At 55.7% G+C, this 18,305-nt stretch carries 19 protein-coding genes, 1 tRNA gene and 1 pseudogene; 5 read left to right on the forward strand and 16 right to left on the reverse strand.

Translation table 11 applies throughout. From position 1 onward, the window contains the following. Positions 1-2: 2 nt before the first annotated feature. The 8 genes from AB1781_03130 to AB1781_03165 form a co-directional block, all read right to left on the reverse strand. Positions 3-1,601, reverse strand: coding sequence for a methyl-accepting chemotaxis protein (locus tag AB1781_03130; GenBank protein MEW5703566.1), 1,599 nt, complete (start codon positions 1,599-1,601; stop codon positions 3-5). A gap of 13 nt (positions 1,602-1,614) precedes the next feature. Next, positions 1,615-2,241, reverse strand: a complete 627-nt coding sequence (locus tag AB1781_03135; protein ID MEW5703567.1) for a chemotaxis protein CheW — start codon at positions 2,239-2,241, stop codon at positions 1,615-1,617. Continuing rightward, complete coding sequence (locus AB1781_03140; protein ID MEW5703568.1) at positions 2,238-3,710, reverse strand: CheR family methyltransferase; 1,473 nt, start codon at positions 3,708-3,710, stop codon at positions 2,238-2,240. Before AB1781_03140 ends, AB1781_03135 begins: the two co-directional genes overlap by 4 nt. Then, on the reverse strand, positions 3,707-4,237 hold the full coding sequence (locus tag AB1781_03145; GenBank protein ID MEW5703569.1) for a chemotaxis protein CheW: 531 nt from the start codon (positions 4,235-4,237) through the stop codon (positions 3,707-3,709). Before AB1781_03145 ends, AB1781_03140 begins: the two co-directional genes overlap by 4 nt. Positions 4,238-4,366: 129 nt before the next feature. After that, on the reverse strand, positions 4,367-4,960 hold the full coding sequence (locus tag AB1781_03150; protein MEW5703570.1) for a transglutaminase-like cysteine peptidase: 594 nt from the start codon (positions 4,958-4,960) through the stop codon (positions 4,367-4,369). A 615-nt stretch (positions 4,961-5,575) separates the two neighbouring features. Continuing rightward, positions 5,576-6,034, reverse strand: coding sequence for a response regulator (locus tag AB1781_03155; protein MEW5703571.1), 459 nt, complete (start codon positions 6,032-6,034; stop codon positions 5,576-5,578). A gap of 339 nt (positions 6,035-6,373) precedes the next feature. Continuing rightward, positions 6,374-6,787: a PRC-barrel domain-containing protein gene (locus AB1781_03160; protein MEW5703572.1), complete on the reverse strand. Its 414-nt coding sequence runs from the start codon at positions 6,785-6,787 to the stop codon at positions 6,374-6,376. A gap of 188 nt (positions 6,788-6,975) precedes the next feature. After that, positions 6,976-7,377: a PRC-barrel domain-containing protein gene (locus AB1781_03165; GenBank protein MEW5703573.1), complete on the reverse strand. Its 402-nt coding sequence runs from the start codon at positions 7,375-7,377 to the stop codon at positions 6,976-6,978. Between the two features lie 359 nt (positions 7,378-7,736). Between AB1781_03165 and AB1781_03170 the strand changes: the two genes are divergently transcribed. The 3 genes from AB1781_03170 (at position 7,737) to AB1781_03180 (ending at position 10,348) form a co-directional block, all read left to right on the forward strand. Next, the gene (locus tag AB1781_03170) at positions 7,737-8,114 is read left to right on the forward strand and encodes a hypothetical protein (protein MEW5703574.1); all 378 of its coding nucleotides are present in this window, start codon (positions 7,737-7,739) and stop codon (positions 8,112-8,114) included. Then, on the forward strand, positions 8,104-8,853 hold the full coding sequence (locus AB1781_03175; protein MEW5703575.1) for a response regulator transcription factor: 750 nt from the start codon (positions 8,104-8,106) through the stop codon (positions 8,851-8,853). The genes AB1781_03170 and AB1781_03175 overlap by 11 nt, the downstream gene beginning before the upstream one ends. A 139-nt stretch (positions 8,854-8,992) precedes the next feature. Next, on the forward strand, positions 8,993-10,348 hold the full coding sequence (locus tag AB1781_03180; protein ID MEW5703576.1) for a HAMP domain-containing sensor histidine kinase: 1,356 nt from the start codon (positions 8,993-8,995) through the stop codon (positions 10,346-10,348). A gap of 47 nt (positions 10,349-10,395) precedes the next feature. Here the strand turns inward: AB1781_03180 and AB1781_03185 are convergent, their stop codons facing one another. The 3 genes and pseudogenes from AB1781_03185 to AB1781_03195 all read right to left on the reverse strand — a co-directional run bounded on the left by AB1781_03185 (position 10,396) and on the right by AB1781_03195 (position 12,844). Beyond that, the gene (locus AB1781_03185) at positions 10,396-10,836 is read right to left on the reverse strand and encodes a peptidoglycan-binding domain-containing protein (GenBank protein MEW5703577.1); all 441 of its coding nucleotides are present in this window, start codon (positions 10,834-10,836) and stop codon (positions 10,396-10,398) included. Between the two features lie 156 nt (positions 10,837-10,992). After that, positions 10,993-11,124, reverse strand: a pseudogene (locus tag AB1781_03190) (IS6 family transposase). Positions 11,125-11,749: 625 nt separating this feature from the next. Further along, positions 11,750-12,844, reverse strand: a complete 1,095-nt coding sequence (locus AB1781_03195; GenBank protein MEW5703578.1) for a hypothetical protein — start codon at positions 12,842-12,844, stop codon at positions 11,750-11,752. A 509-nt stretch (positions 12,845-13,353) separates the two neighbouring features. Between AB1781_03195 and AB1781_03200 the strand changes: the two genes are divergently transcribed. Beyond that, a complete protein-coding gene (locus AB1781_03200; GenBank protein MEW5703579.1) occupies positions 13,354-13,800 on the forward strand; it encodes a DDE-type integrase/transposase/recombinase in 447 nt (148 codons plus the stop codon). Positions 13,801-13,893: 93 nt separating this feature from the next. Here AB1781_03200 and AB1781_03205 read toward each other — a convergent pair. Continuing rightward, positions 13,894-13,986, reverse strand: a tRNA-Ser gene (locus tag AB1781_03205). 266 nt (positions 13,987-14,252) lie between these two features. Here AB1781_03205 and AB1781_03210 point away from each other — a divergent pair. Beyond that, complete coding sequence (locus AB1781_03210; protein ID MEW5703580.1) at positions 14,253-14,789, forward strand: hypothetical protein; 537 nt, start codon at positions 14,253-14,255, stop codon at positions 14,787-14,789. A 27-nt stretch (positions 14,790-14,816) separates the two neighbouring features. Here the strand turns inward: AB1781_03210 and AB1781_03215 are convergent, their stop codons facing one another. The 4 genes from AB1781_03215 to AB1781_03230 all read right to left on the reverse strand — a co-directional run bounded on the left by AB1781_03215 (position 14,817) and on the right by AB1781_03230 (position 18,261). After that, the gene (locus tag AB1781_03215; protein MEW5703581.1) at positions 14,817-15,914 is read right to left on the reverse strand and encodes an OmpA family protein; all 1,098 of its coding nucleotides are present in this window, start codon (positions 15,912-15,914) and stop codon (positions 14,817-14,819) included. Between the two features lie 418 nt (positions 15,915-16,332). Then, a complete protein-coding gene (locus AB1781_03220; protein ID MEW5703582.1) occupies positions 16,333-17,022 on the reverse strand; it encodes an FkbM family methyltransferase in 690 nt (229 codons plus the stop codon). Positions 17,023-17,177: 155 nt separating this feature from the next. Beyond that, positions 17,178-17,435: a hypothetical protein gene (locus AB1781_03225; GenBank protein MEW5703583.1), complete on the reverse strand. Its 258-nt coding sequence runs from the start codon at positions 17,433-17,435 to the stop codon at positions 17,178-17,180. 55 nt (positions 17,436-17,490) lie between these two features. Next, entirely contained in the window at positions 17,491-18,261 is a 771-nt protein-coding gene (locus AB1781_03230; protein ID MEW5703584.1) for a TylF/MycF/NovP-related O-methyltransferase, read from the reverse strand. Positions 18,262-18,305: the final 44 nt, after the last annotated feature.

Genomic DNA, 18,305 nt, shown 5'->3' on the forward strand with positions numbered 1-18,305 from the left:
ACCTACCCCCAACCAGCAATCAATTCCTTGAGCTTGGCACCGAGAGCATTCAGGTCCTGAGCCGCGCGCTCGGCCTGCTTGGTTGCTGCGGTGCTTTGGGTGGTGGCCTGACTGATGTCGTGCATCGCCTGCTGGACCTGACTCATGCCGGTCGCCTGCTGGACCGCCGAGGCGGTGATCTGGTTCGCCGCCGTCGCCGCCTCGTCGATAGTCACGGCCAACGTGCGGATGGTCTCGCCCGCACGGGTGACTGTTTTGATGGTGGCGTTGACGCTCTTGCTTCCTTCCTCGGTCACCATCACCGCGTTGTTCGTCGCCTTCTGGATCTCGCTCAGGATCTGACGCACCTGTGCCGTCGCCTTCTTCGCCTGGTCGGCGAGGTCCTTGATCTCGCGCGCCACCACGGTGAAACCCGCCCCCTGTTCCCCGGCCCGTGCTGCCTCGATGCCGGCATTTAGCGCCAGCAGGTTCGTCTGCTCAGCAACATCGTTGACCGAGGCGATGATCTCGCCGATCGCCTGCGCCCGCTCGGCCAGCGCCAGGATGTTCTCGGCGATCGATTCCGTCTGCTCCTTCACCGTCGCCATCGCGGCCACCGACTCCTCGACCGCCTGTCGCCCCGTCTTGCCGATCTCCGCCGCGCGCTGGGCCGACTCCGCCACCGCCTTCGCCCGTTGTGCCGCCTGCTTGGACGTCTGCTGCACCTCATCCACCGTGCTCACGGTCTCCGCCACCGCCGCCGCCTGTTCCTGGGCGCTTGAAGCCTGCTGCGTCGTGCCCGCCAGAAGCTCCGAAGATGCGGACGCCAAGCTGTTCCCGGTCTCCGCGATGGCGCTCAGAAGCTTTCGCAGGTTCCCAGTCATGGCATTGAACGTGCTCGCGAGCACGGCGACTTCGTCGCTGCCCTCTACCCTGGCTTCCAGCGACAAGTCGCCGGCACCGATTCCGCTGGCGGTGGACGCCAGCGCGCGGACCCGCCCGGCGATGTTTCTGGCAAGCCACAAAATGCCCCCCAGGACAACGATAACAACGGCCACAAGGAAATATTGGATATTCGCAAACTGACCGACTCTTTCCTCCGAAAGCTTTTGGTATGTCGAGACGGAGTCGTCCAGCTCTTTCCCGAATGCACCAACAGCCCCCTCAATGTGCGCAAACATACGCTGTTTCTCTTCTGCTGATGGAAGGTCGATCATCTGTTGGAGAAGGGGCCTTACCGTCGTGCGCCACGACTGTTCCCGATCGCGCAGCTCCGATAGAACGCGGTTGTCCCTGACCGGAAGGATCCCCAAACTCGGATCCCCCTGGATGAAGACTTGGGCGCGACGATCGGTGCGTTCAATCACATCGCGAAGCGCCGCCGCAAGCTTAGCTTGCCTTTCGCCGGTTTCATCGGGGAGCCGATAGGCTAGGTACAGCATTTCGTTCGCTCTTTCCCGGTCCCGGCCGAGTTGACTTATGGCGGCAGCGTCACCCTTGATACCCGACAATGCATACAGATTGGCCCCCACGAGCATGAGGGACACGGCCAACATCACCAAAAAGACCCCCACTAGCTTTGCGCCAAGAGTTCGGGTCCAAGGAATATTTTTCTGCATCATCGCTCCTCTCGGACTAAATGCCCGATTCTTTTTCGTTTCCGATTATCAACCGTTGGTCTCCGAGCAAGGCCGCGCCATCGAGGATGATCAACGCTTCCCCGGTCACGCCCCGCAGGTAGGCACGGCCGATTCCTGACACCTCGTCGGGAACCGGCAGGATATCATTCACTGTCAACTCGATTTGACCATGTGCTTCATCAGCAAGAATACCGAACTCGACTTGCGTGGTTCCCAGCACGATGATGCGCGATAAGTCCGTCACCCCCTTTTGGGGAACGTTGAAGAACCGACGAAGGTCGACGACGGCAAGCGAGACACCGCGAAGGTTGGTAACGCCGACGATGAATTCGGGCGTTCCAGGAACGGGGGCGTAATCTGAAAAGCGAACAACCTCACGCACGAAGCGTGCCTCGATGGCGTAGCACTCCTTTCCCAGACCGAACAAAACAACATCAACGCCGACGCCCGGCGGTCGAGCTGGTGCCGGCACCTGCGATAACGCTCGGGCACGGGCATCCATAATTGCTTTCGCGCGCTCGGGCGAAGGATTCAGGGCTTCCTTCAAAGCTATTTCGGCCCGTTTCACGTGGGCGCGAACCGTCTGCCAGTCGATGGAACCGGTACGCTCTTTCGTGTTCATCTGCTGGTCTCCAGAAGCGATTCTAGGACCTCTATCCGAGTCGCTGCTGCCGCCGCCAACCGTCCGGCTTTTTCACCATCGGACAGCGGCACAATTTCTTCCGGGGACCGTTGGGCCGCTATATCATAGGCGTTACGATAGGCGCGCACCGCCCCCTTGAAATTTCCGAGTCGTTGAAGCGTCGCGCCAAGAGTAAACCGTGCGACTGCCAACGATCGGTCCAGGTAGAGAACGCGTCGCAGAACACGGTCCGCCTCGCCATAGCGACCGAAGTTCATAAGGAGAACCGCATGTAGATAGCCAATTTCTATAGCAGCAGGATACGTTGCAGCAGCCTCCGAGGCCATCTCAGTGGCCGTCTCGACATCACCAAGGTTAGCGAACGCGCGCACCTTGAGTGCGATCGCTGCGACATCTGTTCCCAGAGGATGTGTCAGTTCAATGACGCGGGCGTTGTCTCCCCGTGCAAGAGCTTCGCGAGCCTCGGCGAGTATGTTAGCCGACGATAGGGTGGAAAGACACTGCTCAGCAGGCGCAGCGGATATAGCCGCTGACAACTTGTTAGGCGTGGTGGCGAGGGGTGGAACGACAAGATCGCTAACGGCAGGCGCGGCCGGAGGAATTACTAGCCGCCGAGTGGGGTTGGTAGGCTTTCGATAGATGACTCCGGACGGGGTCGTCAGAGTCTCGTAGGGGGCTTGCTCCGCGAGTGAAGGATCGGATGGGCCCGTAATCAGGAAGCCACCGTCGGCCAGGGACTCATAGAGATGCCGCGCGACGTAGCGGGTTGTCTTTGCGTCGAGATAAATGAGGACGTTACGGCAGAATACCAGATCCATACCCCAAGTATTTGTCGCGAACGTCGGGTAAACATTCTGCGCCAAGTTGAGATATGCGAACTCGACCCGTTGACGGAAGCGCTCAGCGAGCTCGAAGCGACCGCCCGAATGGCTAAGGTATTGGCCAACAAGACGCGCCCCGTCGCCTCTGAGCGACCAGACACCGTAAGCGGCCTTCCGAGCCCGGGCCAACGCCACTCGCGAAATGTCCGTGGCAAGAATTCGGGTTCGTTCAGAAAAGCCTTCCTCCTCGAATAGAATGGCGAGCGAGTAGGGCTCTTCTCCACTGGCGCAGCCAGCGCTCCAGACGCGAACGGTGTGTTCCGCGCCGCGCAACCGCCGCACTTCGGGAATGACGACTTCCCGGATAAAGGCGAAATGATCTGGTTCACGAAAAAAATATGTCTCCCCAATTGTAAGCTCGGCTATCAACTCGTCAAGCAAGAGTGAGTCCGCTTCAAGGCATTCAAGGCATTCTCCAGGGTCGGCAATCCCCGTCTTTGCCATGATCTTTCGAATGCCAGTTTCGATGTCGGAGTACCGGGCTGGTGAAAAAATAAGCCCCGTGCGAGCGCGTACCAAATCAGCTATCGCATTAAAGGTAGAATCAGCCGTAGCTACAGAATTCATGGAACACCCGCTGAAGAATTGTCGAGCGCCTCGTTAAGATCCCGGACTTCGGAATCGGCGAGAAATGTGCGCAGGTCATGAATCAGTACCAGGCCATCCAGAAGCTTCGCCACCCCGGCCAAATATTCCGTTTTTGACGTGATCGCCATCGCGGTTTCTATGTCTTTTGGATCCACGTCCTCAATGCCCAGAACTCGATCGACACGCAACGCGACCAAGCGCGAACCTGCCTGCGCCACGACAAGATGATCTGCCGGATGTGGAGGTTTTTCGGGCAGGCGGAACCGCTTGCGAACGTCCAATACCGGAATCACTGCGCCGCGGACATTGATAATGCCTTCGATGATGGGGGGTGCCTTCGGAAGCGGCACGATGCTTGGAACGCGGAAAAACCCCCGAGTGTCGGCCAAGGAAATGCCATAACGATGTCCACCGAGTTCAAAGACATTGATCTTGGTATACATCATGTCAGTCCATGATCGATCTTGCGTATCGAGATCGCTATCGTTAGTGGCGGGATCGCACATTTTGGGATGCCCAATCAGAGCCCAATGACACTATCGATGCTACAATGAGCTCCAATGCCTAACGGTGGAAAATTAAAAAGGCGTGCCCCATAGACGTTATTAGCCAGGAATTAAGAAAAACTTGCACGGTCAGAAGGGCCGGTAGAGCCACCCGTGGGCTTCGTTCACGGCATAGATTGGCTGGTAATGGAGGATGGCAAAAGCTGGAAGAACATAGCGAGTCTGGCTGTCGAGGATATATGGCTGATCGCCATCATAGACCACCAACACGGCGTGAAGCACGCGCAGGTTCAGGTCCTGTACAACCGCGACCCGCAAATCTTTATCCGCGAAGCCCAGCTCGCGCAGTGAAAGGAATTTTGCGATCGCGTAATCCTCGCAATCGCCTTGTCGGCTCAAATGTTCGCTGGGCGTAGCCCAATACTCTGGCACGCCGTAGTTGATCGGGTCCTCCAAATAGGGAACGGCGTTCAGATAACGGTTGACTGCCTCGATCTGGATCCACCGGTCCTTGCCGCGTAAACCGTGCAGGAAACGGATCCATTCCTGCAGATGGCAGCGCGTAAGAAAGTTTTCCTCACAGCTTCCTTCCGCAACCCCCTTCTCGGCGAAGTAGCGTTCGAGCGCGCCCGTCCATTTCGTCAATGCTTTAAGATCGGAGAATTGATAAGTCTCTCGTCCGAAGAGCTGCCGTGAATCCGCTTCGTTGGCGAGGGCTGGCATATCCCCAAACAAAAGAAGAAATGTGACCAGCGCCAAGACCTGCGCAGGTGTCGATCTTCTAGGATGGTTACTCTCAGGCGTTCTTCGATGCAGCGGCAACACACCAATCTCCGCTTTGCCAAAGAAGAAAACTGGACGATCGTTTTTAACCTGACATTTCCCAAGTAACTTATGACCTCAACTTCAATGGTAGCCTAGAACGCTGGATTTGGAAACAGGGTTTGTTGCGAGCCTGAACGTGCAGGCGGGCGTCAATGGGATATTGTCAGACCAATCTTCGCAAGCGCAAACAAGCGTCAAGCTTTGTCGGATTAATCAGGCTTTGTCAGACTAAACGGATCGAGCCTGGCAGATCAGCAGTGGCCAAGGCTCTCACGCGGCGAATTGACGCCATTCAGCGAGCACGGTAGCGCGGTTTCGTTTGAAAATGTCTCAGTGGTTGAGGTGACCATTTAATATCGTACTGAATTCGTCATTACCTACCAACATGTCACTGAAACAGCCGTCAAAAGTTTAATGTGTCTATTTTTGAGCCTCAGCTAAATTGTCTTCTGTAACGTATAAAATTGGCTTCACAAGTTAACATCAATGGTTGACCCGAACTCCTGTTGTTTCTCAAGAGTTGGCATTCAGCTTTTCGCGGAGATATCTGCCCAGCGAACGAAGCGGGATCGGCTTCTCGATTATGGCGAAGGCATCCAGCTTTCCCTGATTGGCTTCGATGATCTTTTCATGATAGCTGCTCATCAGAATGACCGGAAGATTTGGATGCTTCCTCTTGATGTGATTCAGTGTCTCGATGCCATCCATGCCCGGTATTCGAATATCCATCAACACGATACCAATCGGATATTGGCGTATTTTTGCAAGAGCCTCGAAGCCATTGAACGCATCGACACACTCCAGTCCGATTGCCGTTACAAACTCCCGCAATTCCTTAACTTGAAGTAGGTCGTTATCAACGATTAGAAGAGTCTTTGGACTCCGTTGAGAAATATCCTCTCCATGCAGCTTGGAAGTAGGCATATCGAGCAACGGCCTATTGTATCTGTGTAAACGCATCCGGTTTGCCATTACTTACAGCCCGGCGGTTCAGGATTCTCCTCGCACCGCGGATCCATCGGTAAAGATACCGGTGGTTCTTGCTGATAGACTGGCACGTTCTGGGCCTTGGTCGCACCAGTGACGGCCAACGACGCCAGCAGAAGTGCCAGACTTCCCCGATATCCGAAGCGGCGTGTAACCCTTATCGTCATGGTTCAACCTCCCTCCTTAATTGGTTTCCCAATTTTTCCCGACCACTTCAAAGGCCCAGCCTGCCAGGCTGGCCGTATCCTTCGTGTAACCAAGAACCATCATTTTCCGGACAAGGCGCAGAACCAAAGGAGAGCCCGCTTTGCTGGACAAATTCGCTCAAGACTGGATTTCCTCATAAGATTCTATCGTCTCCAATGCGTTTTTGCCTATCGGTAGTACGATTGCATTCGCCGTAATCTGTAAGTGGTCGTAAGGAACCTTGATCAGCTTCTCGCCAAGACTGAGAAAGCCGCCTGTCGCGAGCACGACATGGCTAACCTTGCCGTCCGTATCGAGAAGCAAGTTTTTGAGGGTGCCCAACTTCCTGTGTTGTTCATCTTGTATGGTGCGGCCCAACAGCAATTTGCTTTGTAGGTTTGTCCGATGTTGCAAGAATCCCTCCTTCGGAATAGGCCCGATGGGCGGCGCCGGGATGGCGGCTGGCCCTTGCGACCAGGCAGATCCTCCGGCCAGCAGGCTCATCACAACCAAGGCGGAACTGAGGAAATAAAGGGCTTTTATTTTTTGCATCTTTAATCTCCTTAAATCTCCTTATTTTATTTTCCAAAACCTTCCAGTCGTCACGGAACAGCCTGACGGCCATCTCGTATTTTTGGCGTAATAAGGAGAGGTAATTTATGGAGCGCCGTAAAAATTGCCCCGCCACTGGCGGGGCAAGGCATAGGGAGAAACGTGGAACGTTTCTCCAGGGGGTGCGGTCAAGACTTGGCCTCCTCATAGGGTTCCATCGTCTTGAATTCTTCCTCGCTCACCGATAGCAGGATTTCGTTGGCCGTAATCTGCAGGCGATCATAAGGAACCTTGACCAACTTCTCGCCAAGACCGAGAAAGCCACCGGTAGCGAGCACGACATGGCTGACTTTACCCTTCGTGTCGAAGACCAGTTTTTTAATTGTACCGATTGTCTCGTGCTCAGCGTCCTGCACATTACGGCCTATCAGTGATTTGCTTTCCATGGCCGCTTGCTGCTGCGTGACTCCTACTTTCGTCAAGAGGATGGGTGTAAACTCCTGCGACCAGGCAGGCGCCTGACTCAACAGGCCCACCGCAATCAAGGCGGGAGTAAAGACAAAGAAACGAGTCGTTCTCACCTTCTGCATCTTGAACCTCCTTTTTTTCCAAATTTTCTCGCAACACCACGACAGGTTGATGGCTAGGGCAGTGATTTCGTGTGCCGCTCAATGCATTTGGTGGGAATCAAGATGCGTTACGTAATGACGCTTAGCAAGCAAGGCCGAAAAAGGATACATCACCACACGATTGTATCTTTTTTATGGCATGTGGAATGATGACATCGATATTCCTGACCGCCCGAGAACTATATAGAATGTAATAAATTTTTTGTTCTTTGCCACGGTGTCGACGCAAGGTGAGGCAGGCCATATTGTTTCTTGGATGGAAAAATATGGAAACCGGACTACGGCGACCCTTTCTTTAACGTCCATACGATACAAACCGCATGCGCCCTCCCGTCTCATCCGTTATATTGGTTTCCCTGCTGCTTTCGGCCTGCCACCCTCTTTCTCTGCCTTGGGAGAAAAAAGAGACAAAAAGCAACGCCACCTTGCTGCCAGCGGAGAATGCATTGGGCGTTCTGATTGGCCTTAATGAGTCACAGGTCAGCCAACGCCTCGGCTTACCCGTCAGGACCGGCGATGCCTCTCCCGCCACGGTTTGGGAGTACCAGCGCGATCGATGCCGGTTAACGCTGTACTTCTATCTCGACCTCCAGACCGAGAAGAAGCAAACCCTTGTCTACGATTTGAAATCTGAAGAGGATACTGAATCGGCGCGACGACAATGTGTGCGGACATTCCTTTCCTATCATGGCAACTGAAACCAGCTTTTCGAATCGTGAACACGTTATGGTCGTGGACGATGACGACCTGTTTCGTGAATCGCTAGTCGAGAACCTAAAAGCGTCCGGTTTCAACGTTTCCACCCATTCAAACGGCCCCGACGCATTAGCAGAACTGCTTAATAGCGATCGCCATACCTTGCTGTTGCTGGACTGGCGCATGCCGAAGATGACCGGGATTCAGGTTCTGCGGAAGATGCGGGAATCACAAATCGCGATTCCGGTCATCTTTCTCACGGCACTGGGAGACCAGATGTACGAGGAAGCGGCGCTAGCGGGCGGTGCGGTCGATTTTGTTGAAAAATCACGAAGTTTCTCCATTCTGCTGCGGCGCATCGGGTTGATTTTGGAGGGTGGCAAAACGAAGCCAGCAAGCGAAGCGACAACCGATGACGTTCTGCAGGACGGGAATCTAAAATTGCATCTCGATACCTCCCGCGCCTTCTGGAAGGACAAGCAGGTGCCGCTGACCCTTCGAGAGTTCGAGTTGATTCGTTATCTGGCTACGCAGCCGGAAAAGGACGTCAGCTATCGCGAATTGTACAATTTGGTGCGGGACGAAGACTTCTATATAGGTGCCGATTCGGAAAGCTATCGCTCGAATATTCGTAATTTCATCAAGCGAATACGGAAGAAATTCCGGGACATCGACCAGACGTTCGACCATATCGAGAACTATCCTGGGTTCGGTTACCGTTGGCGGCATGGAAAATCCTGAATTGCCTGATTCTTTGCAATGGAAGAAGAAAGTCCTGCGATCCTTTTCGACCAAATTCGTTCTGCTTCTTTTTATCTTTCTGATGGTTCCAATTATCATCTACGGGCAACTCCAATCCGCAGACGAACGGCAAAAAACCTTGCTGCTTCAAAGTCTTCAAGATCAGGGGAAGATCCTCGCGGAAAGTTTGCGTGGCCGACTTGCAAACCTGAACGCGGAAAAGATCGCAACGCTGTCAGACGAGCTGCGATCATTCTCGACAAACCGTTTCCGGGTGAAGCTTTTGTTCCAGCCGGTCAAGGGCGAGAAGCGCGACACGGTCCTCTATGTTGCTTCCATGCCGCCCATTTCGGCAGAATACCTTCAGACAGAACGGAAGGAATTGATCGCAAGCGGCATCCTGGGCCGCGTGCGGGACACCTGCGAAGCAAACCAGGCCCTTGCTACCCATCATGTCAATCCGGCCGGGGAAAGAGAAATCCTAACTTCGGTTATCCCTCTCAAGACGCAAGCCGGCTGCTGGATCGTTTTAATCGCCACCTCTACTGAAGAAATGGCAGGCGCAGCGCTGGACAAGCCCTACTGGAAGTCGCCGGAAATTCTTTTCGCAACCGTGATCTACTTGTTGATGGCGCTGGTTATCGCCTCCTTGTTTTTCGCTGCCTGGCAAAACGTCCGGCGCTTCGCCAAGCAGGCCCAGGATATACGGAACCGAGAAACGAACACCTCTTTTTCCGATCTCAACCGGATTCCAGAACTGGACTCCGTCGCCAAAGAATTCGATGCGTTGGTTGAATCGATGCAGCGACTTGCGGATTCAATCTACCAAGCAGCCGAAGAAAACGCGCACGCCTTCAAGACCCCCATTGCCATCATTTCTCAGTCGATCGAGCCGTTGAAACGTGCGGTCGCCGACAAAGACGCGAACGCTTCTCGCGCGCTTGAGCGGATTTCTCGCGCGCTTGAGCGTCTCGACTCGCTGATTGGCACCGCACGCTACCTCGAAAAGACGACGGCGATGCTATTGGACGTCCGGAAACATTCCCTTCGCCTTGACCTGTTGCTGGAAGAAATTTTTTGCGGTTACACGCAAACGCTTCTCTCCGAAAACGTGCGGATTCACCTGCAGCTCGAAGGCCCCATGACGGTAATGGCGAACGAGGAAATGATCGAAACCATGGTCGAGAACCTGTTGGACAATGCGGTGAGTTTTTCGCCGGCGCAGGGCAGGGTCAACGGGCGTCTTTCAATAGACGGGAACATGGCCCGACTAGCGATCGAGGACGAGGGACCCGGGGTTCCCGATGAGATACTGCCCCAAATTTTTGAGCGGCATTTTTCGCAGCGCGATGCCGCAAGGGCCGATGACGAAACGCATTTCGGCATCGGCCTATGGACCGTCCAGCGTTGTTGCGAAGCCTTGGGGGGAAACGTCCGTGCCGAAAATCTTCCCAAAAGGGGCTTGCGGGTCACCTTGTGGCTGCCCCGCGCATAAACCTGCCCTTCCCAATGGGCGCAGCCCTGGCTGGCGCCGCCGCAGGGTTAGCTGTTCGTTCGCCGTATATGCTGTAAAAGCTCGGGGCTGACATGCCCGTCTACCAACAGGCCATGGCTACGCTGGTAAGCCTTAACCGCGGTCACGGTGTCGGACCCGACCTTGCCATCTGCTGAACCGGGATCGTAGCCCGCTTTCGCCAGTTCCTGCTGGGTTGCCTTTACAAGGGGCTCGTTGTTTGCGTGCTGCTTCCAGATCGGCTCACCCAAATTCACCTGCTCTTGACTAGTAACGGCACCAACACCTCCCCCGGCCAGAGCGCCAATGGCAGCACCTTCGACAACAGAGAGACCTGTCAGAGCGCCGATGATGGAACCCCCGGCGGCGCCAATGCCCGCCCCACTCAAGGTACGATCCTCAAACGTAGTGCCACAGCCCGACATCATCAAACTCGATACCACTAATGGAATGGCGGCTAATCGATGCATTGTGCCCCTTTTTTTCCTTCGAAGAATCTCTAATTGGAAGAAAAAACGTGGCAGAATTTCTGTAACCGCTGAGGGCAAATGCTGTAACAAATATGTGGCAAGCGGTGCTGTCAGTCTAATGCGAACCAGTCTCCAAAGTATACGATGGCGAGGTTTTCACGCTGCAAGCTCACGCCATTCGACCAGTGCGGTGGCACGGTTTTCTTTGAAGGTTTCGCGGCGGTTGAGGTGGCGGTCGTGGTTGAAATGATTGTGGATAGAGGCATGGGCGGCGGCAAATTTTTGCAGGAGCGGGCAGTCTTGCGCGAACTCGTCTCCGGCCCAATCCCCTGTTTAACGGAGAAAATATAGGGAATTTTCGCAGAATCGGCTTGATTGAGCTCTCAACCTATCGATAACCGGCTGATATTAGTCGGCATTTTTGACGAATTCCCTAAACGGCAAAACAGGGAATTTTCGGAACCGAACAGGGAAAATATGGCCCGAAACAGAGAGGTTTTGGGACCTGCTTGCTGGCACACGCAAGCCCCGTGCTATCGTTCATCTGTTGGACAAAATTGGCGGTGCTTTGGACATTGAAAGGCAGGATTCCAACCGGATGAAATTGTTGGTAACGACACCTGGCGGACGATGGCGATCCATCGCGGAACAGCTGGCTGAAAGCAATAAAGCGCTGCAAAAAGCAGGCGGTCCCAAGGGGTAAGCTCTGGGCGTTGGCCGATCTGGCGTTGCAGAACGGCCACCTGATGACGGAGGGCTATGTTTTCAGCACCTATCGACGAGCCCACAAGAACGCGTCGGGCTAAACCCCAGAGAAGGGACTTGAGAAAAGCCAACATCGTCACCGGATCGTTGCACGATCCGTCAAATGGTCAAGAGCAAAAGTCCGGATATAGTTTTTGGTAGGGACAGGTCAACAGGAGCCCGCATCCGTCCGCCATCGGGATTCAAGCGGTTCCATAAGGATCTGGTGGGGGTCACGCCGCGCGGCCTCGATCTCCTCTTCGGTGACGGCGTAGTGCAGGAAATTTCCCTCGTGGTCCTCAAGGCAGGTAAAAATTCGTCCACTCTCATGAAGGATTTTTTTTGGGTCGGCGTAGGTAAAACGCCCGATCATTGTGGCAAGCCGCTTGGGATTGTGGTGTTTGGCCAGGAACGGATCGAAAGAGCGCGGTGTCTGCGTTTGCGCGATAACGGCGCCCAAGGGCTTGTTCCAGTAATATTGGACACGCAGCGCATCTTCATGCAGGACGGTGTGATCGTAGAAAATCCGCGCCGCCAGCTCGCCGAACTGTATGGGATGCAGCTTCTCGCAAATCAGATGCTGGAACCTGTGGAGCCTGAATTGGCGATGGACCCCGCCGTCATAGGCGCAGATGAGGCCAAGATTGCCGGCCCTTAACGCCGCGCCCAGCGTGATCAGGTTGTCGGCGAAATCGAACGCCTCGAACCGTGTATCCCGTGTGTCTATCTCGACAACATAGAGCGAATAAGGCGGGCCGTAGAAGAACTCCGGGATCGGCGGATCGGTGAGATAGCATGTGTACATATCTTTGCGCATCGCGTAGGCGCGCTCGATCATGCCGAGATAGGCTATGCCGGGCATAAAGACCTGCGGGACGATACTGTCTGGCACCGGGTCGTCGCGCGTCCGGTGATCCTGGTAAGCATGGCCTTTGCGGCATAGCAGCCAGAGAATCTTGCCAAGCCAGAGTGCAAGCAGTTCCGGATCAAGCTCCTGCACAGCGGAAAACGCGTCGCCCGAACACACGTGGCGCGCAATTTCGGACTCCAGACGGCCGAAGCGTTGATGATTGCATTTCTCGCAAACATCGATCCTAACGCTCTTGTAGGTCTTGCCGATGAAGTTCGGCAGGGTCAGCCGGGCCGTTTCCAGTTTGTGATGTTTTTGCAGCCAGCGGGGAAAGATATGTTCTTGTGTTTTGGCAACCCTGCCGAACTTCCGACCGCACAGCGGGCAGCAGGACGCAATATCCCGCAGGGCCAAAATCGCTTATCATCCGCAGCGACATGATCAGTCAGACACGTCGCCATTTGAGTGACAGGGGGCTGGCTTGGCCTTCATGGCCGTCACCTCCGAAAGTGCGGCGTTCAGCGCTCTTCCAGGTTGGCATCCTCATGCCTCATGCCTCATGCCTCATGCCTCATGCCTCATGCCTCATGCCTCATGCCTCATCCTCGTCTTCGTCCTGATAAGTTTTGTCCAAAAAAATAGGGGCTATTCATACAGGGTATCTTAGAACGCCTAATAATTGCTCTAATCGCGGTGATCGGGTTGCATTATGCCATATCTTCGCGGTCAGTTGGATGGGCCTGAAATTGGCATCCGGTTAGAATAGGACGGGGAGTTCATCAGAGAGGATTGAGCCATCCCCTGACAAAAACGAACTGGAAAAGCAACAACTAGATTGGGAAACGCGGAGACGTGGTGCATTTGGCGGGCATTGTCAGAGTAAATGGCTTGAGGCGGAGTGTAGCATTCCATAGCCTCCGGGGATGCAAAATCCCTTCCGTTATTTCAACAGCTCGCCCGAGGTAATCCGCCTCGCGGTGATGATGTACATCCGTTACCCGCTTTCGCTGCGGCAGGTAGAGGATCTTCTCCACGAACGCGGCATCGATATCTGCCACGAGACGGCGCGTTTCTGGTGGAACCGGTTTGTTCCGATGTTTGCCGCGGAGATCCGGGAGCGGCGGGTACAGCACCATTCGTATTCGAACTGGCGCTGGCTCAACAAGCGTGCCGAAAACTCACACCAGCCATTTCGACGACGGGAAGGAGCGATGGCCAGATTCAGGGATATCAAGACCCTGCAAAAATTTGCCTCTGCCCATGCCTCGATCCACAATCATTTCAACCTCGACCGTCACCTGAACCGCCGCGAAACCTTCAAAGAAAACCGTGCCGCCGCACTGGCCGAGTGGCGTCATCTTGCAGCGTGAAAACCTCGCCATCGTATACTTTGGAGACTGGTTCGCATTAGACTGACAGCACCCCAAACGCGAAGCGGCCCCGAAAACGGGGGCCGCTGCGCTTGGCGGAGGGAGAGGGATTCGAACCCTCGATAGGGCTTTACGCCCTATAACGGTTTAGCAAACCGCCGCCTTCAGCCTCTCGGCCACCCCTCCTCGCCTACCCGAAACGCCGAGCGCCGGCCCGTTCTAGCGAGCGGCCCGCGACCTTGTCAATGCAAGTGCCGCGGTTTTTTCCAAATCCACAAGCCTTTCCAGAGACTTCGTGCGCGCGCCCGGCCGGCGGTGGAGATTAGGACGTAACCGCTTCCCCTGCCTAGGCTTTTCCGTTAACAATTTCCTAAGGGAGAGGGTGCGATCCTCTGCAGGAAACGAAAAACGATCGGCCGGCAAAGAAAAGCCGCCCGCACGGGGGATTAAAGATGAAACTGGCAGGGGCGATCCCGATGGCGCTGGCGGTCTTTTGCGCCTGCGCCTTGCCCTTGCCGAAGGCCGCGGCCGAAGAACCCGGCGCGGAGGTCGCCAAGGCGGCATCCATCCGCTTGCTCCAGTCCGAGTTGATGGTGGCCGCACTCGCCTGCAAAGGTGACATCGGTCAGACGCTTGCCCAAAAATACAACGCGTTCGTACGCCACTTCTCGCCGGCGCTCATTCGCAGCGCCGACACGCTCCGCGCCCATTTCCGCAAGACCCACGGTGCCGCGCACGCTTTCCACTTCGACGCCTTCCTCACGACGCTCGCCAACCACGCCTCCCTCACCAGCATCCGCGAAACGGCCTATTGCCAATCCCGGGCAAGGCTGGCCGAGACGGCGCTTGGCCTTAAGGACGCCGAACTCGAAGGCTTCAGTTTCTCAACCTATACGACCGTGACCGCAAACCTGCTGGCGCGGGAAACCGAGCCCGCCGCCTCGGCCACCCGGCTGGTTGTCCGTGAAGTGGCGGCCGAGGCCGACTAAAACTCAACAGCGAATAATTTTTGGTCTTTAGGGAAGCGCGATCTCGACGCGGCGGTTCCTGGGTTCGCGCACGCCATCCGGTGTCGCGACGAGGGGGTCGTCTTCGCCCTTGCCAAGCGTCGCAATCACATCTGCGGACAGGCCTTGGCCAACAAGGAAATCCTTGACGGCCAGGGCCCGGTGTTCGGAAAGCCTCTGGTTATAGGGCCGCGGTCCGGAACGGTCGGCATGGCCGACCAGCCGGAGAACAACAGTAAGCGCACCCCCTTTCGCGGCCGTTGCGGCTTCCGTCAAGATCGCAGCCGCGTCGGGGCGGATGTCCGACTTGTCCCAATCGAAGAAGACAAGGAAGGTTTTCTTTTCGGGCGCCGCCGGTGCGGGAGCGGGAACAGGCGCCGGAGCCGCTACCGGCATCACCGAAGGCGTAGCCGGCGCAGGCGCCGCCTTGGTGGGCGCGCCGAAATGCCAGGTGATCCCGAACAGGACCGAATGATCCTCGACGTCCGACTTGACGGTACCGCCGGCGACCAGCCCGAATTCCGGCCGTTCCGTCGCGAAATAGCGGTAATCGAGGTTGACCGACCATTGCGGGGCAAAACGATGACGAATACCGGCCAGCGCCTGGTAGGCAAAAACGCTGTCGCTATCGTCAACCAAGGAGGCTCCCCCTTCCGTCACGTCGTCGAGGGAAACCCTAGCCACGCCGAGTCCGAAGCCGGCATAGAGATCAAAAGGCCGGTCCGGATAGGCTTCGAACGAATAGATGTCGTAAAGAAGGTTCGCCGTCGCGCTGCGAACCGAACGGTCGCCCGAAACCCCCGTCGATACCCCATTCAGTGCATCGAGACCGTTCCGGCGGTAGAGGAATTCCCCTTCGAGGCGAAGCTTCCCGAAAGCACGGCCCAGCGCCGCCCCCGCCACATAGCCGGTGGCGATATCGCTTGTCCGGTTGAAGACCGTCCCCCCGGTGCCCCAGATATCCGGATCGTCCGCGAAATTGCCGCCGCCCTGGGCGCGGAGATACCAGCCGTCCTCCTCGGCCACGGCCGGAAGAACAAGGCCCGTCATCAAAGAAACGGCCAGAAAAGCGGAAAGGCTTACGGCTCGAAAAGCCGAAATTCGCATTTTTACTATCTCCAATACCTTGGGAATCTGCATGTGCAATATCTCCGCACGCGCAATATCTAGGACTTCGCAAGAAGAATTACATGTCTTTTATCATAGAAGGAGACGCGCTCGCAATCGAGTCCCGGCGGACTTCTGTCTTGCCCCTCTTTCAGAAGCTCCAATCGCTGTCGAGATTTCGGCAAGGTTCGCCATAGCCCGCCTCCTAGCTGACTGCTCCCTTGAACTGTGAAGATATGAGGCCGCCTACCGCCGTCGTAACTGCGTCGCCCCAAGGGCGACCCTTTGGCAACGATCACGTTTCGCCATTTTTTCAGCCATTGCGCGCTCCATAAGTGTGTAGGGGTTGGGCCCGATCCATCTGCAAAGAGATCGGGGCCGCCCTAAAAGGAAAAGGCGCCCGGAGGCGCCTCGCATTCTAGATACCGAGAATTTGTCGCAATCTATCGAAGCGCCTGCGTCGCTGCGCCTGCGTGCGAGACACCCAAGCGTCACGATCCCGGAACTGGCCCCGCTTTTTCACAAATGCCATATCGACTTGCCCCAAAGCGCCGTCGAGCGGACGGAGAAGCCCGTCGAAGATGTCGTGTGGAACGAACCCCAGCTCCTTCATTTTCAGAACGGCCTCGACCATGGTGATGCCGGTCTTCGAGAAATCGAACAGCGGCACTTCGAGAACTACGATTTCCGTTTGCTCAAGGGTCTTTACCGAACCTTCTATAACCTCGAACTCCGCGCCTTGAACATCGATCTTCAGGACAAACGGCCCCTTCATTTGGTGTTGCTCGACCAGGGCGTCTACGGTGATGACTGAAACCGACCGCTCGCCGCCGTCTTCAGCAACGAGGGAGGCGCCGTGAAGGTTTGCGCCAAAGTGGATTTGCGCGCTACCCTTCCGCGATCCGGCGGCAGCGATCTCATAAATGCCGTTGTGCTGACGACAAATCCGCTTCAAAGCGGGCTCGAACTCCACCATCGGCTCGATCAAAAGAAACCGGCTGTCGGGAAACCCTTCGTAAAGGTCGAAGGTTCCATCCGCCACGCCAACATCGATCACCGTTCGAGGACGGAACCCCATCGCGCGAACCCGCGAGAAGTAGTCTGCCATCAAAAATCTCGGGATCTTATTGGCCCGAATGCCAAAGAATCCGAGAGCCTTCTTCGCAAAATGCTTGTGACGCGGTCGCATGAAATGAACGTACAGGACCAAAATTGGACCCGCAACGCGGCTTATAGACTGCTTTTCACCGTGACGAGCCAGCTCTATCCGTCGTGCTCGATTTCAACCCATTGATTTGTTGCAAAAGCCGCCAGCGAGCCGGTCCCCACCTTGAGGTTGAAAGCACCCCCTGCCGGACGGGCGATCCGGAATTTGGCCCCCTGAAACCCACCCGCCGAAGTCACGGCCCGATCGGCGGTCAGGGTGGTTCCGAAGAACGCCGTGGATGCGGAGATTCCCGCCGTCAACGTCGCGGCGGCATCGCTATAAGAGATAGTTCCGGGCTGGATGCCGAAGGGCAACCATGTCCCCGGCGTGCCGCCCGTTTGATGGCCAAATTTTAGAAGTGCTGGCCCTTTACTTCGTCCGCTTGATTAAGATCCCCTGGCCCGTAAGATTGTGGATGAAAATACAATCTTTCTTTTGACGCCGATCATTGACCAGATGCGTGATTCCTGGACACGAAACAAACCCATAGTCATCGAAAACAACAATGGCCTCGTGCAACAGCCGCGGCCATAACCAATCAAGAATCGCCTTGGCCGATTCGTAAACATCAATGTCTATGTGTGCAAAACGGAACTTATTGCCAGCTACAGCATGCCCGGTTTCGTCGGGAAAAACGCCCTGCATAATTTCTACGTGGGCATCAATTCCTTCGGCCAGATCGACGACGATTTGACGCGTAGCATCACTATGCGCACCATCGCCATAGCCTCTGTCTACAGACGATGATTTGACGACTCCGGAAAAGGTATCGGCTAAATATACTACCGCAGAGGGGGCAAGGGTTGCGAACCGCTTGGCTAGGAGGCATCCGCTGCCGCCCCGCCAAACCCCCACCTCGATTACATCGCCCTCCGGTAACTTCGCCGCTTCGCCGGCAAGTGACCACAATGCGTAGGCGCGGTATTCATCAAGAAGTGTGTGATCGGAAACCTTATTAAATACGGACCGAAAATCAGAATCCAAAAGCCATGGCGCATAACCGGCCGTCGGAACATTCAACGCATATGCCAGGTCATCAGGATAACGCGACGTAATTTGCGGCAGCCCGATAATCTTGTATCCAAGCCGCTCCGCCAGTGTCTTTATCGTGCCTTTGCCGACTTTGACAAGATTTCGCACTACCAGCCACCCTCAGCTTGAAGGGCTTGCTACTATAAGCTTTC

Source organism: Pseudomonadota bacterium (assembly GCA_040752895.1).
Lineage (GTDB): Bacteria > Pseudomonadota > Alphaproteobacteria.